This is a genomic window from Pseudomonas serbiensis, assembly GCF_030580745.1.
GTDB lineage: Bacteria > Pseudomonadota > Gammaproteobacteria > Pseudomonadales > Pseudomonadaceae > Aquipseudomonas > Aquipseudomonas serbiensis.
Window position 1 is genome coordinate 121033 of the sequence record NZ_JAUQOO010000013.1, and the last position, 13298, is coordinate 134330.

Here is a 13298-nt window from a genome sequence, read left to right on the forward strand (position 1 = left end):
ACAAAGGGCGCACTCTAACCGCTGTGCTACATGGGACGCCAGCCATGGCGCTGCATATCGACCCGATTGTTACGGATGGTAAGGCCTTCTGCACGCAAGCGGGCACGCTGTTCGTCACCTGAAATGCTTCCTGCCGGCAGACTGAGCCTGCCGCCGGCCCCCAATACCCGATGCCAGGGCAGCGAAGTGCCTTCGGGCAACTGGCTCAAGGTTCGCCCGACCCAGCGCGCGGCTCTTCCAAGCCCGGCCAGATCGGCCAATTGCCCATAGCTGACAACTTTGCCTTCCGGTATCTGCTCAAGCGTGAGGTAGAGCGCTGTGCGTCGGGCCTCTGCGGGGGAAAGCCCGCCAGGATCGTCATGTTCTGACGCGGGGTGGGTCACGGTTTTATTCCTGTTTAAAGGCATGTATGTGTTTTGTTACCGGAACTACGGAAAGATCCTACTGTCATTGATACCTGACGTTATCCAGCAGGCTGGCAGGATAATGCCCGATTTTCCGCTTAACAGAGCCTAGTAGTCGCTTATGTTGTCCAGAACCCTGTTGTGCCTTGCAATAACCACTGCCTCCACTCCACTGCTTGCCGATACCGTCTGGTTGAAGAACGGTGACCGGTTGAGCGGCACGATCAAGCTGTTCGATGGCGGTAAATTGCTCATTGAGACGCCATATGGCGGTTCTGTGCCCCTGGACTGGAAGCAGGTCAAGACCCTTGAAAGTGACCAGCCGTTGCTGGTCAAGCAGGACCAGTTCACCGGCGAGGTTGCCAAATCCTTGAAGGCTGCCGATGACGGCAAGGTCGTGCTGGTCAATGGCGAGACTCCGAAGACAGTGGAACTGGCCAGCATTCAGCAGCTCATCAAGCCCAAGCCGGTCATCACCGACATGGTCTGGAAGGGCAATATCGATGCAGCCCTGGATTTCCAGCAGGCCGAGAACGATACCAACGACTACAACGTGGCGTTCAAGACCTCGGCGCGCCATGGTCAGTGGCGTCATAACGCCAAGGGCGACTACAACCGCGAGACGACGGACGATGCCGTCGGCACCGATAACTGGAGCGCCGAATACTCCCTGGACCGCTTCCTGACCGACAAGCTGTTCTGGGATGCGCGCATCACCTACAAGCGCGACAAGATCGAAGACCTGTCCCGTCAGCGCACGGTCGGTACCGGTCCCGGTTATCAGTTCTGGGATGACGAACTGGGTGCATTCAAGGTCGGTGCTCTGCTCAACCGCACCGACTTCGAGTTCTCCAACGGTGACAAGGAGAACTTCTACGCGGTTGCCGGTACCTGGGACTACAACCGTTATCTGGTCGGCAAGAAATTCGAGTTCTTCACAAACGGTGAAGTGGGCAAGCCTCTGAGCGGCGTGGCTGATTACTCGATGGATGTCGAAGCAGGGTTGCGCTACAAGGTCACTGACTGGGCATCGTTGAACCTCAAGGCCGAGAAAAACATCATCAGCGGTTCAGATAATGGCGATGTCGACAAGACTCGCTACACCGCAGGCTTTGGTGTGAGCTGGTAAAAACCGAAAGGCTTCCCCACGGCAATCGTCCAGCGATGCCGTGGGGAGTCCAGACTAGATCCGCATTGCCCCGTCAAGCTCCAGAATCCTGCCGCTGTAGTAATCGTTCTCCAGAATGTAAGCCACCGAATGCGCAATTTCGGCGGGCGTGCCCATTCGTTTGAGCGGGATGGCCGAAGTCATTTTCTCAAGTGCTTCGGGTTTCATGCTGGCGGTCATTTCGGTCTCGATAAAGCCCGGCGCAATGCCTGCGACCCTGATGCCGTAACGCGCCAGTTCCTTGGCCCAGGTCACGGTTGCTGCAGCCACGCCAGCTTTTGCGGCTGAATAGTTGGTTTGCCCGATATTGCCTGCGCGGGATATCGAAGAAATATTGATGATTGCGCCCTGGCTCTTCTGCTCGACCATCTTGGCGGCCACTTCGCGGGTGCAGAGAAAGACGCCGGTCAGGTTGACGTCAATGACGGCCTGCCATTGCGCGAGGCTCAGTTTGGTGATTTCACCATCCTTGACCTTGAGCAACAAACCATCGCGCAGGATGCCGGCATTATTGATCAGGCCGTGAATAGCACCGAAGTCTTCGGCTATTTTTGCAATCGTGTCCGTGACCTGTTCTTCACTGGCAACGTTGGCCAGATAGGCACGTGCTTCTACGCCCAGTGCCTTGCAGGCTGCGACGGTCTGGTCGAGCTTTTCCTGGTTCAGGTCCACCAGCGCCAGATTGACGCCCTTGGTCGCCAGATACTCGGCCATTGCACGACCCAGCCCCTGGCCGCCACCCGTAATAATAATTAACTTGTTTTTCAATTCCATGTGCGTGCCCAATCTGTAAGCCAATGCCGTGGCACCGGTGATCGCTGATGCCATTCGCAACAAGTTATAAGCTGTTTCAGAGCGTTCGTCTTTAACTTGGCGAAAACGTTATAAGGAGCCACACGATGAGCGCGAAAGCCTCTAAAAATGCCCGGGAGTTATTGCTCAAAGAGTATCGCTCTGTGCTATCCACGCATTCCAGGTCCATGCCCGGCTTTCCGTTCGGTTCGGCGGTGCCTTACTGCCTCGATGAGCAGGGCAGGCCGCTGATTCTGATAAGCCGGATTGCCCAGCACACCCACAACCTGACCCTGGACCCCAAGTGTTCCTTGCTGGTGGGCGAGCGCGAAGCTGATGACGTGCAGGCCGTCGGGCGTATCACGGTGCTGGCTGAGGCCGTGAAGTTGAGCGACCCGCAAGCCATCGAAGCGGCCGCCCAGCGTTATTACCGCTATTTCCCCGAGTCGCAGAGTTATCACAGCGCCCATGATTTCGATTTCTGGGTGCTGACTCCGGTGCGCTATCGCTACATTGGCGGTTTTGGCGCCATTCACTGGCTCGATGACGTTGCTCTGGCCAACCCGTTCGCCGGGGAAGTCGAAACCCGCATGGTCGAGCACATGAATGACGACCACGCCAATGCCATTGCGCATTACGTGGCACTGTCCGGCCTGCCGCAGACCGAGCCTGCGCAGATGGTCGGTCTCGACAGTGAAGGCATGCACCTGAGGATCGGCCGCGGCATCCACTGGCTGGCATTTGGTGAGCCTTGCAATACTCCGACACAAGTGCGCGAAGCCTTGGTTCATTTGGCTCGCGTGCAAAAATGGCCTTCATCTGAAGAGCAAAAAGCTTGAATTAACGATCTTCTGACATCACATACGGTCTACTTGGAAGGCATTCTTCCTTAGAGGAACTGATTTGATGCGCGTTTTTCTGCTGCTCTTTTTGCTTTTTCCGGTGCTGGAGCTGTTCGTTCTGGTTCGGGTCGGTATGTCCATCGGCTTCCTGTGGACCTTCCTTCTTGTGCTGAGTACTTCGGTGCTCGGCCTGTTCGTGATGCGTGTGGCCGGTCTGGCCACCGCGTTGCGTGCCCGTGAAAGCCTGTCGCGTGGCGAGCTTCCCGCGCAGCAGATGCTGGAAGGGTTGACGATTGCGGTCGGTGGCGGGCTGCTTCTGCTGCCCGGTTTCATCAGCGACATCCTGGGTGTGATCTGCCTTCTGCCGTTCACTCGCCGCCTGCTGGCCGGCAAGCTTCGCCAGCGTGCCGAAGCTCAGGCCACGCGGCAGCGTGCGTTCTCCGAGGATCTTCACCAGGCCAGTCAGGGGCCGGCAAGCAGCCGTCCTGGCGCGATTCATCAGCCTACCCGCGAACCCGATGTCATCGAAGGTGAATTCGAGCATCGCGACAAGTAATCGGCATGACTCGTCTGCACGGCACCTTCGGGTGCCGTGTTCGTTTCAAGTGCCTGTCTGTGCGAAAAAAAATCCTGGCCAAGACTTGTAATCACCTTGCTCGCCCTTATGTATGGGTCACCGCAAGGTTTCTGGCCCATTTGCCAGACCGTATTCTGCGGTTCGCTCGCCGAACCGTAACCGGCAAGACCGGATTTTTAACCCCCGCCGGTGTGTTCACCGGGCGCTCTAAAACCATAATCAGGAGATCGACAATGAAGCTTCGTCCTCTGCATGACCGCGTCGTAATCCGTCGCAGCGAAGAAGAAACGAAAACTGCCGGCGGTATCGTGCTGCCAGGTTCGGCTGCTGAAAAGCCTAACCGTGGTGAGATCGTCGCTGTAGGTACCGGCCGTGTGCTGGATAACGGTGAAGTACGTGCGCTGGCCGTGAAAGTGGGTGACAAAGTAGTGTTTGGCCCTTACTCCGGTAGCAACACTGTGAAAGTAGACGGCGAAGACCTGCTGGTGATGAGCGAGAACGAAATCCTCGCTGTCATCGAAGGCTGAGAAACCCGCTGATTTCCGTCACTACAAAGTATCGAAGGAATAAAGATCATGGCTGCTAAAGAAGTTAAATTCGGCGACGCTGGCCGTAAGAAAATGCTCGCTGGTGTAAACGTCCTGGCTGACGCAGTAAAAGCGACCCTGGGCCCGAAAGGCCGTAACGTCATCATCGAGAAGAGCTTCGGTGCTCCTCTGATCACTAAAGACGGTGTTTCGGTTGCCAAGGAAATCGAACTGAAAGACCGTTTTGAAAACATGGGCGCGCAACTGGTCAAAGACGTTGCTTCCCGTGCCAACGACGACGCTGGTGACGGTACTACCACCGCTACCGTTCTGGCTCAGGCTATCGTCAACGAAGGCCTGAAAGCCGTCGCTGCCGGCATGAACCCTATGGACCTCAAGCGCGGTATCGACAAAGCGACCATCGCCATCGTTGCCGAGCTGAAGAAGCTGTCCAAGCCATGCACCGACACCAAGGCTATCGCTCAGGTTGGCACCATCTCCGCCAACTCCGATAACTCCATCGGCGACATCATTGCCGAAGCCATGGAAAAAGTGACCAAAGACGGCGTTATCACCGTTGAAGAAGGCACTGGCCTGGAAAACGAACTGTCGGTCGTAGAAGGCATGCAGTTCGACCGTGGCTACCTGTCCCCGTACTTCATCAACAAGCCGGACACCATGGTTGCCGAGCTGGACAGCCCGCTGATCCTGCTGGTCGACAAGAAGATCTCCAACATTCGCGAAATGCTGCCGGTTCTGGAAGCAGTCGCAAAAGCTGGCCGTCCTCTGCTGATCGTTGCCGAAGACGTTGAAGGCGAAGCCCTGGCGACTCTGGTTGTGAACAACATGCGCGGTATCGTGAAAGTTGCAGCCGTCAAGGCTCCAGGTTTCGGCGACCGTCGCAAGGCAATGCTGCAGGACATCGCTGTCCTGACTGGCGGTACCGTCATCTCCGAAGAGATCGGCCTGAGCCTGGAAAGCACTACCCTGGAACACCTGGGTAATGCCAAGCGCGTTGTTCTGAACAAAGAAAACACCACCATCATCGACGGCTCCGGCGTCAAGACCGATATCGACTCGCGCATCGCTCAGATCCGCCAGCAAATCGGTGACACCAGCTCCGACTACGACAAGGAAAAACTGCAAGAGCGTCTGGCCAAGCTGTCTGGCGGCGTTGCAGTGATCAAGGTCGGCGCCGGTTCCGAAGTTGAAATGAAAGAGAAGAAAGCCCGCGTTGAAGACGCCCTGCACGCTACCCGTGCAGCCGTTGAAGAAGGCGTGGTACCTGGCGGTGGCGTTGCTCTGGTTCGTTCCCTGCAGGCAATCGCTGACCTGAAAGGCGACAACGCCGATCAGAACGTCGGTATCGCTCTGCTGCGTCGCGCTGTAGAAGCTCCACTGCGCCAGATCGTTGCCAACTCCGGTGACGAGCCAAGCGTTGTTGTCGACAAGGTCAAGCAGGGTTCGGGTAACTTCGGTTACAACGCTGCTACCGGCGAATACGGCGACATGATCGACCTGGGCATCCTGGACCCGGCCAAAGTGACTCGCTCTGCTCTGCAGGCAGCGTCCTCCATCGCCAGCTTGATGATCACCACCGAAGCGATGATCGCTGACGTGGCTGAAGACAAGCCAGCGGCTGGCGGCATGCCAGACATGGGCGGCATGGGTGGCATGGGCGGCATGATGTAAGCCAGCCTTACCCCAGGCGACACCAGAGGAGCCCTGCCAAGCGTAATGCTGTTTACCTGAGCATTTGAGTCGAGGCAGGGTTTTTCTAGAAAATCCGATGTCAGATACTGGCATCGGATTTTTTTATGCCCATCGTCTTCATCCTGAGTTGCCAGTGTGGGTGATCGGCATGTTTCAAGGTGTCCGAATCCATTTGCGATTGATCCAGCCCTGCCATTGAGTTGTCCCCATGCTGATTGCACTGTTGATTTTCGTCGTCACTATCGTTTTGGTCATCTGGCAGCCCAAGGGGTTGGGCGTAGGGTGGAGCGCGACTTTCGGTGCCGTTCTAGCCCTGCTGACCGGAGCGGTAAGCCTGAGTGATATTCCTGCGGTATGGCATATCGTATGGAACGCCACTGGCACCTTCATTGCGGTAATCATCATCAGTCTGTTGCTGGATGAGGCGGGCTTCTTCGAATGGTCTGCTCTACACGTTGCGCGTTGGGGCGGTGGCAGCAGCCGGAAGTTGTTTGCTTTCATCATCCTGCTGGGGGCTGTTGTATCGGCATTATTTGCCAATGACGGTGCAGCGCTGATTCTTACGCCCATCGTGATCGCAATGTTACTGGCGTTGCGATTCTCGCCGGCAGCAACCCTGGCGTTCGTCATGGCGGCCGGGTTTATTGCCGACACCGCAAGCTTGCCGCTGGTGGTCTCGAATCTGGTCAATATCGTTTCGGCCGACTACTTCGATATTGGTTTCAGCCGTTACGCTTCGGTCATGGTGCCAGTCAATTTCGTCAGTATTGCGGCCACGCTGGGCATGCTGTTGTGGTTTTTTCGCAAGGATCTGCCCGCGACCTACGACGTGAACCATCTCCAGCGTCCTAATGAAGCGGTTCGTGATCGTGCGACGTTTATCGCTGGCTGGTGGGTGCTGGTATTGCTGCTGGTGGGCTGCTTTGTGATCGAGCCCCTTGGCATCCCGGTCAGTGCAATCGCCGCTGTCTGTGCCCTTGTGCTCTACGCCATCGCTGCACGGGGGCATGTGATCGAAACCGGCAAGGTGCTCAGGGGCGCGCCATGGCAGGTGGTGGTATTTTCCCTTGGGATGTATCTGGTGGTGTATGGCCTGAAGAACGCAGGCCTGACCGATCATATAGCCAGGATTCTCAACCTGTTCGCCGGGTATGGAGTATGGGGGGCTTCGCTGGGTACCGGGCTGCTCACCGCGCTGTTGTCGTCGGTCATGAACAACATGCCAACCGTACTGGTGGGCGCTCTATCCATTCATGCTGCCGAGGTCGATGGCGTCATTCGTGACTCCATGATCTACGCCAATATCATCGGCTGCGACCTGGGACCCAAGATCACCCCGATCGGCAGTCTCGCGACGCTGCTGTGGTTGCATGTACTGGCCCGTAAAAACATCACCATCACGTGGGGCTACTACTTCAAGACCGGCATCGTGCTGACTCTTCCCATTCTTGTCGTCACCTTGAGCGCTCTGGCTGTTCGCCTGAGCATATGAGCCGGAGTCAAACGCTGGACCATTGATGCAATTACACAATAGCGAACGGTCTATCCGTTCAATAGTCTGACCACCATTCCTTCTGATTTCAGGATTGCCATGTCCACTGCCCGGATCGGTTTTGCATGCCAGTATCGACACCCTCAACGCAACCTGTCCCCTGGCGAGTTGAAAACCATTGAGGCGGCCTTGAATCCGCGCACCACCACTTTGCGCTGGATGGAGAGCGTTTCCACCGAAGTCGCTCATGCCAGACTGGTGGAGATCATCGAGCACAACCTCGAAGCCCAGTTGCGTTTGCTGGCTTATGTGGCGACCTTGCCTGATGCACTGAAAATGTTGCGCCTGAGCAGTGATCTGCTGCCGTTCTACAGCCACCCGAAAGTCAGCGCGTTCTACCGGCAGCCGGTCATTCAGTCGATGCTGATCAAGGGCTTTGCCGCCATTGGTGTGGCGGCGCGTGCTGCCGGAATACGGCTGTCCATGCATCCTGGCCAATATTGCGTGCTGGGTTCCGACAAGCCTGAAGTGGTGGAGAACAGCCTGGCCGAATTCGAGTATCACGCCGACATGATCCGGATGATGGGCTACGGGCGTGAGTTCCAGGATTTCAAATGCAATATCCACATTGCCGGTCGTCTGGGCGCCGAGGGTATTCGCTCTATCTGGTCGCGTCTGTCGAAAGAGGCGCAGAACTGCATCACTTTCGAGAACGACGAAAAAACCTACGGCGTGGACGATTGCCTCGGGTTAGCCGATCTGGCTCCGGTGGTTCTGGACGTACACCATTGCTGGATCCATGAAGATGACTACATGCCTGCGCAGTCGCCTCGCGTCGAGCGAGTTATTGAAAGCTGGCGTGGCGTGCGTCCGACCATGCATTACTCTCAGCCCCAGGAGCGTTTGCAGGAGCTGGGTTTTACCGCTGACCAGAAGCTGGAAATGGACGCGCTGCTGCACGTCCTCTCCAAGCGCGACCTCTATGGCCACAGCGACATGATGTGGAACCGCTGGACCAACGAATACGTGACCGGGTTTCTTGACCGGTTCGACGTCATGTTCGAATCCAAGCACAAGAACGTGGCCACGCTGGAGTATTACCACCAATACATGGTTTAAGGCTTCACGAGCAGACCTTGCTCTGCCTGGACGCTTTTATCCGGTCGGTACAGGATGAAGTAATACGCGCCCAGGCAGATCAACCAGCAGAACACCGCTGTCCAGACGTTGTGCGAGAAGAAGTGAGCGCCTTGCAGCATACGGCCCAGAGAAAATAGGGAGCCCAGGCTGAAAGCGAGTATCAGCCCAGCCTTTGCCAGGCGTGGCTTGCGGTCACGGAACATGAAAAACAGGGCGAGCAGGGAGAAGCCGGTCGCCGCATGACCGCCCGGCCAGCAGCGGCCCGGTTTGTCCGTTTCAGGACGCGAAGCGAGCAGTTCGCTGTAGGTTTCCTTGCCGCCGAACTCGGTGAGGCTCCATGGGCATTGCACTGAAGTGACGACTTTTAGCGGTGTCACGAAACCTGTCGAAAGCGCCATGGAAAGCACCAGGCAACCCAGTTCGCGGCGCCACGGCATCAGGCGCTTGACCTTGAACGAGGCGGCGAAAACAAGCATGGATACGACAGCGAGGCCAATGACGACCTGTTTGGCGCGGTCGTGCAGTATGTCTTCGAGAAAATAGCTGTGCTTGCCGATGAAGTCGCCCGCGATCGGGTCATAAGCCAGGTGGGCGAGGCTCATGTCCAGTGACGTCAGTTCCAGCAGGATAAGGATCAGAGCGGTTACAGCAGGAATACCCAGATAGATCCACGGATTGAGCGGGCGTGAGCCGGGCAGGGTTGCGGGTGTCGGCATGTCGAATCCAGTTCTATTACAAAGGCCCCGACGGCTGTTACGGGGGACGAGGCAGTTTCTGCCTCCTCTGGTGAAAAAAACGTAAAGCCATGTGGTACTGGCCCTGAGGCTGAGTTCGCCTTAAGCTGCGCCAGCCCAAATTGCATATGAGAGTGTCCCACATGCGAATTCTTCTGGTCGAAGATAACCGTGACATCCTGGCGAACCTGGCCGATTACCTGGGTATGAAAGGCTATACAGTCGATTGCGCACAGGATGGCCTCTCTGGACTGCATCTGGCTGCAACCGAGCATTACGACCTGATCGTGCTCGACATCATGCTGCCCGGCATCGACGGCTACACCCTCTGCAAGCGCCTGCGCGAAGATGCGCGGCGTGACACGCCGGTGATCATGCTCACCGCCCGTGATCAACTGGATGATCGCTTGCAGGGTTTCCGCTCTGGTGCCGACGACTACCTGCTCAAGCCTTTCGCGCTGTCCGAACTGGCGGCGCGTATCGAAGCGGTGTTGCGTCGTGCTCAGGGAGGAGGGCGTCGTACCCTGCAGGTCGCTGACCTGGTCTATGACCTCGATACCCTGGAAGTCACCCGCGACTCTCGCCTGCTCAAGCTCAACCCGGTCGGTTTGAAACTCCTGGCGGTTCTTATGCAGAAGAGCCCGCATGTGCTGCGTCGCGAGGTGCTTGAGGAAGCGTTGTGGGGCGATGATTGCCCTGACAGCGACAGCCTGCGCAGCCATGTGCATCAGTTACGTCAGGTGATCGACAAACCTTTCCCGAAACCTCTGCTGCAAACCGTACATGGTGTTGGCTACCGTCTGGCCGAGGGCAAGGATGGAGTTTAAACAGAGCCTTGCCCAGCGGATCATCATTGCCTTTGCCTTGATGAGTGCCTTGGTCGCTGGCTCTTTTGCCATGGGAATCATTTCCACGGTTCATCTGGTCGAGGAAAAACTGATTTCCGCGGGCTTGGGAGGCGACCTCAATCGTTTGATGCTGATGGACAGTGTCAGTGACTGGAGCCATCGCCCCAAGCCGGACCAACTGTTCTACTTCACCAATGGTCCGGGCGATTTCGACCTGCCCAAGGACTTGCGCCATCTTGAGCCGGGCTTTCATGAAGTGTTTCGCGGGCCCTTGTCCTACCACGCCATGATCGAGGTGGTGGATGGCAGGCATTACGCCTTGCTGCAGGATCAGAGCGACTTCGAAGAGCGCGAGCGTGTTCTGTTCGCCGTTGTACTGGTGGGGTTCGTGCTGGCCCTGGCGCTCGCCGTATTCCTGGGCTGGGTTCTGGCCCGGCGTGTCATGGCTCCCGTGGTACGTCTGGCTCGACAGGTTCGCCATCGTGACCAGCTACTGGGGCTGGCGCCGCCATTGGCCCCTGATTATGCCGCCGACGAAGTCGGTGAGCTGGCCGTCGCGTTCGATGCCACGCTTGGCCGTCTCAGGCAGGCGCTGATACGTGAGCGGATGTTTACCAGCGATGTCAGCCATGAACTGCGTACACCCTTGATGGTGCTCGCCAGCTCCTGCGAACTGCTGCTTGAAAACCCGGCCCTCGACCAGCGTGCCAGAAGGCAGGTAGAGCGTATTGCCCGGGCCTGTGAAGAAATGCGCGATCTGGTGCAGACCTTCCTCATGCTGGCCCGAACCCAGCGCGAAGATCCGGCCATGACGCCACGCGCCACTCTTGGTGCTGTTGCCGAGCAACTGGTTGCCTTGTGGCGTGGCCCGATCGAAGGCAAGGGCCTGCAACTGATCTACAACCCGCCAGAGGCCGACCTGTCGACCGATGTGCGCTACAACGCCACCTTTCTGCATGCGGTGATGGGCAACCTGCTGCGCAATGCGCTGCATTACACCGATCATGGCTTTATCGCCCTGACCCTGCTGGAGGACGGCTTTCTGGTTGAAGACAGCGGCGTGGGCATTCCCGAAGAAAAACGCGAAGCCATGTTCGAGCCTTTTGTGCGAGGCAATGAGCAGCGTGGAGAAGGGCTTGGTCTTGGGCTTTCGCTGGTGCAACGGATCTGTGCGAATCAGGGTTGGAGTGTAGGGCTCACACCGATGGAGCCAAATGGTTGCCGGTTCAAGGTGAGTCTTGTCAGCAAAACCTGAGTCTCCGGAAGTGCCTGTAATATCTTGAAATGTTCTCTGCTCCCAGAGAACATTTTTTTCACATCTGCATGACCTGACGATGACAGTGCCTTGAGTAGTCTGGCCTCAATCAGAATCATGAGATGCCCCCCACATGAGCAAGCGCATCGAGCTTGAGTTCTCGCGCAAATACGATAAAGATCACGCCCGGCAGTATCTGGACAAGCATCAGGACGGTCTGTGGCGCAAACTTTCTCATTATCGTGACGAGCAACTTGCCCGAAAGGCCTTGCACCTTGCCGGTGATCCCGGGCTGGTACTCGACCTGCCCTGCGGTGCTGGCCGTTTCTGGTCTTTGTTGGCTGAAAAAGCCAATCGCTCTATCATCGGCGCCGACAATTCCGAGGACATGCTCAAGACCGCTCTGGAGTCTCAGCCTGAAGATGTTGTGAAAAGGGTACAACCTTTGCAGACATCTGCTTTCGCAATCAATCTGCCCGAAAACGCCGTGGACAGTATTTTCTGTATGCGTCTTTTGCACCATGTTGGGCAGGCTGAACATCGAATGTCTCTATTACGGGAGTTTCAGCGTGTCACCCGTGACAGCGTGATTGTTTCGCTCTGGGTCGATGGCAATTTCAAGGCCTGGAAACGCAAGCGCCTTGAGCAACACAGGCAGCAAAAAAGTGGGGCTGAAGGTTACCAGAATCGTTTTGTGTTACCCGTTGAAACTGTCGAGGCCGAGTTTGAACAGGCGGGTTTCCGGATTCAGGAACGCATGGATTTCTTACCGTTTTATGCCATGTGGCGCGTCTATTTACTGCGTAAAAGGTAATTTTGGATGAGTGTTCAGACTTTAGGAAAAGCGATGCGTACCTCCAAAAAAGAGAGCCGCTTCAGCCATTTCTGGAACTTGCGCGGTGAGTGGGTAGAAGAGCCGAATGTTCGTCGTGGTGGTGAAAGCGGTGTTCAGCGGATTTATGGCAACGAAGGTCCGATGCTTTACAGCAAGCGTCAGATTGGCCATACCTATCGTAGTTTTTTGTATCCATTGGGGCGTCCGACCGTTCTGCGTGAGCGCGATGCCATCGAAGGTCTGCGCCAGATCAACGTCGGCGTGCCTGAGATAATGTTCTGCGGTGCCGAGCGAGACGAAAACAATCAATGGCGCGCCTTGCTGGTCACGGAGGCACTTGAGGGTTTCGAGGATCTTGCCCAGTGGTATGCCAATGGTGGGCGTGAGCGTTGCGGTGAGTTGCTGCATGAGCGCATGCTCAAGGAAATAGGTTCCACTCTGGCCCGTATGCATCTTGCGCGCTGGCAGCATAGTTGCTTGTACAGCAAGCACATATTCGTGCGTGTGACTGGCGAAGGCTCGCAGGCTCGGGTGGAAGTTGCGCTGCTTGACCTGGAGAAAGCCCGCCGTCGCTGGACTGCTTATGGCGCTGCCCAGCATGACATGAAACAGTTTCGACGCCATTCGTCACTCGAAGCAGCAGACTGGCAAAAGCTTGTCTACTTTTACCATTCAGTGTTTGGCAGCACTATCAAAGGTTTGGAGTGATGAAACTTGAAATGGCTAGAGGTCTGTTTGTAGTCGGTGCCTTGGCAACTGCAACCGTTGCCGTGGCTGCCTGGGAGCAGCCCTCGACAAAGATACTCAGTGTCCAGAGTGGTGAAGGGCATTGTCCTTTGCCGCGAGTCGTAAAGAGCATGCAGGCAGTCAAGCCTGATCATGATCTGTTGCTATTGATGTACGGTCTTGTTCAGGGCTCCGGCCCCAAAGGTTGAAATGATCTTCAACTTTCCAGAGCCCCTTTTCGGGGC

General features: G+C 56.6%; 15 protein-coding genes. 12 read left to right on the forward strand and 3 right to left on the reverse strand.

Translation table 11 applies throughout. The features are described 5' to 3' along the window. Positions 1-26 precede the first annotated feature (26 nt). Complete coding sequence (locus Q6A51_RS17475) at positions 27-407, reverse strand: MGMT family protein (protein ID WP_051427746.1); 381 nt, start codon at positions 405-407, stop codon at positions 27-29. Between the two features lie 118 nt (positions 408-525). On the opposite strand from Q6A51_RS17475, the gene Q6A51_RS17480 reads away from it, so the two are divergent. Next, positions 526-1533 carry a DUF481 domain-containing protein gene (locus Q6A51_RS17480; protein WP_025261692.1) on the forward strand — a complete coding sequence of 336 codons (1008 nt, stop codon included), beginning with the start codon at positions 526-528 and terminating at the stop codon, positions 1531-1533. 54 nt (positions 1534-1587) lie between these two features. Here Q6A51_RS17480 and Q6A51_RS17485 read toward each other — a convergent pair whose 3' ends face one another. Continuing rightward, complete coding sequence (locus Q6A51_RS17485; protein ID WP_304575357.1) at positions 1588-2346, reverse strand: SDR family oxidoreductase; 759 nt, start codon at positions 2344-2346, stop codon at positions 1588-1590. Positions 2347-2471: 125 nt separating this feature from the next. Here Q6A51_RS17485 and Q6A51_RS17490 point away from each other — a divergent pair, with 125 nt between their 5' ends. The 6 genes from Q6A51_RS17490 (at position 2472) to uvsE (ending at position 8634) form a co-directional block, all read left to right on the forward strand. Next, positions 2472-3203 carry a HugZ family pyridoxamine 5'-phosphate oxidase gene (locus Q6A51_RS17490; protein WP_122321383.1) on the forward strand — a complete coding sequence of 244 codons (732 nt, stop codon included), beginning with the start codon at positions 2472-2474 and terminating at the stop codon, positions 3201-3203. A gap of 67 nt (positions 3204-3270) precedes the next feature. Next, entirely contained in the window at positions 3271-3762 is a 492-nt protein-coding gene (locus tag Q6A51_RS17495) for an FxsA family protein (RefSeq protein ID WP_025261689.1), read from the forward strand. A gap of 254 nt (positions 3763-4016) precedes the next feature. Then, positions 4017-4310 (forward strand): co-chaperone GroES, encoded by a 294-nt coding sequence (locus Q6A51_RS17500; protein ID WP_004881479.1) that lies wholly within the window; start codon positions 4017-4019, stop codon positions 4308-4310. 48 nt (positions 4311-4358) lie between these two features. After that, positions 4359-6002, forward strand: a complete 1644-nt coding sequence (groL, locus tag Q6A51_RS17505) for a chaperonin GroEL (protein WP_201007155.1) — start codon at positions 4359-4361, stop codon at positions 6000-6002. A gap of 229 nt (positions 6003-6231) precedes the next feature. Next, complete coding sequence (locus Q6A51_RS17510; protein WP_201020654.1) at positions 6232-7515, forward strand: arsenic transporter; 1284 nt, start codon at positions 6232-6234, stop codon at positions 7513-7515. 99 nt (positions 7516-7614) lie between these two features. Beyond that, entirely contained in the window at positions 7615-8634 is a 1020-nt protein-coding gene (gene uvsE, locus Q6A51_RS17515; RefSeq protein WP_201020653.1) for a UV DNA damage repair endonuclease UvsE, read from the forward strand. Here uvsE and Q6A51_RS17520 read toward each other — a convergent pair. Further along, complete coding sequence (locus Q6A51_RS17520) at positions 8631-9371, reverse strand: phosphatase PAP2 family protein (protein ID WP_304575358.1); 741 nt, start codon at positions 9369-9371, stop codon at positions 8631-8633. The two genes, uvsE and Q6A51_RS17520, sit on opposite strands and share 4 nt — an antisense overlap. Positions 9372-9532: 161 nt before the next feature. Between Q6A51_RS17520 and colR the strand changes: the two genes are divergently transcribed. From colR to Q6A51_RS17545, 5 genes are all read left to right on the forward strand, one after another. Beyond that, positions 9533-10216 carry a two-component system response regulator ColR gene (gene colR / locus Q6A51_RS17525; protein ID WP_304575359.1) on the forward strand — a complete coding sequence of 228 codons (684 nt, stop codon included), beginning with the start codon at positions 9533-9535 and terminating at the stop codon, positions 10214-10216. Next, positions 10206-11492: a sensor histidine kinase gene (locus Q6A51_RS17530; RefSeq protein ID WP_201020651.1), complete on the forward strand. Its 1287-nt coding sequence runs from the start codon at positions 10206-10208 to the stop codon at positions 11490-11492. The genes colR and Q6A51_RS17530 overlap by 11 nt, the downstream gene beginning before the upstream one ends. Positions 11493-11625: 133 nt before the next feature. Further along, on the forward strand, positions 11626-12306 hold the full coding sequence (locus tag Q6A51_RS17535) for a class I SAM-dependent methyltransferase (RefSeq protein WP_201007173.1): 681 nt from the start codon (positions 11626-11628) through the stop codon (positions 12304-12306). Positions 12307-12339: 33 nt separating this feature from the next. Beyond that, complete coding sequence (locus Q6A51_RS17540; protein ID WP_374063558.1) at positions 12340-13035, forward strand: lipopolysaccharide kinase InaA family protein; 696 nt, start codon at positions 12340-12342, stop codon at positions 13033-13035. Beyond that, the gene (locus tag Q6A51_RS17545; protein WP_201020648.1) at positions 13035-13262 is read left to right on the forward strand and encodes a hypothetical protein; all 228 of its coding nucleotides are present in this window, start codon (positions 13035-13037) and stop codon (positions 13260-13262) included. The genes Q6A51_RS17540 and Q6A51_RS17545 overlap by 1 nt, the downstream gene beginning before the upstream one ends. The last annotated feature ends 36 nt before the right edge of the window (positions 13263-13298 follow it).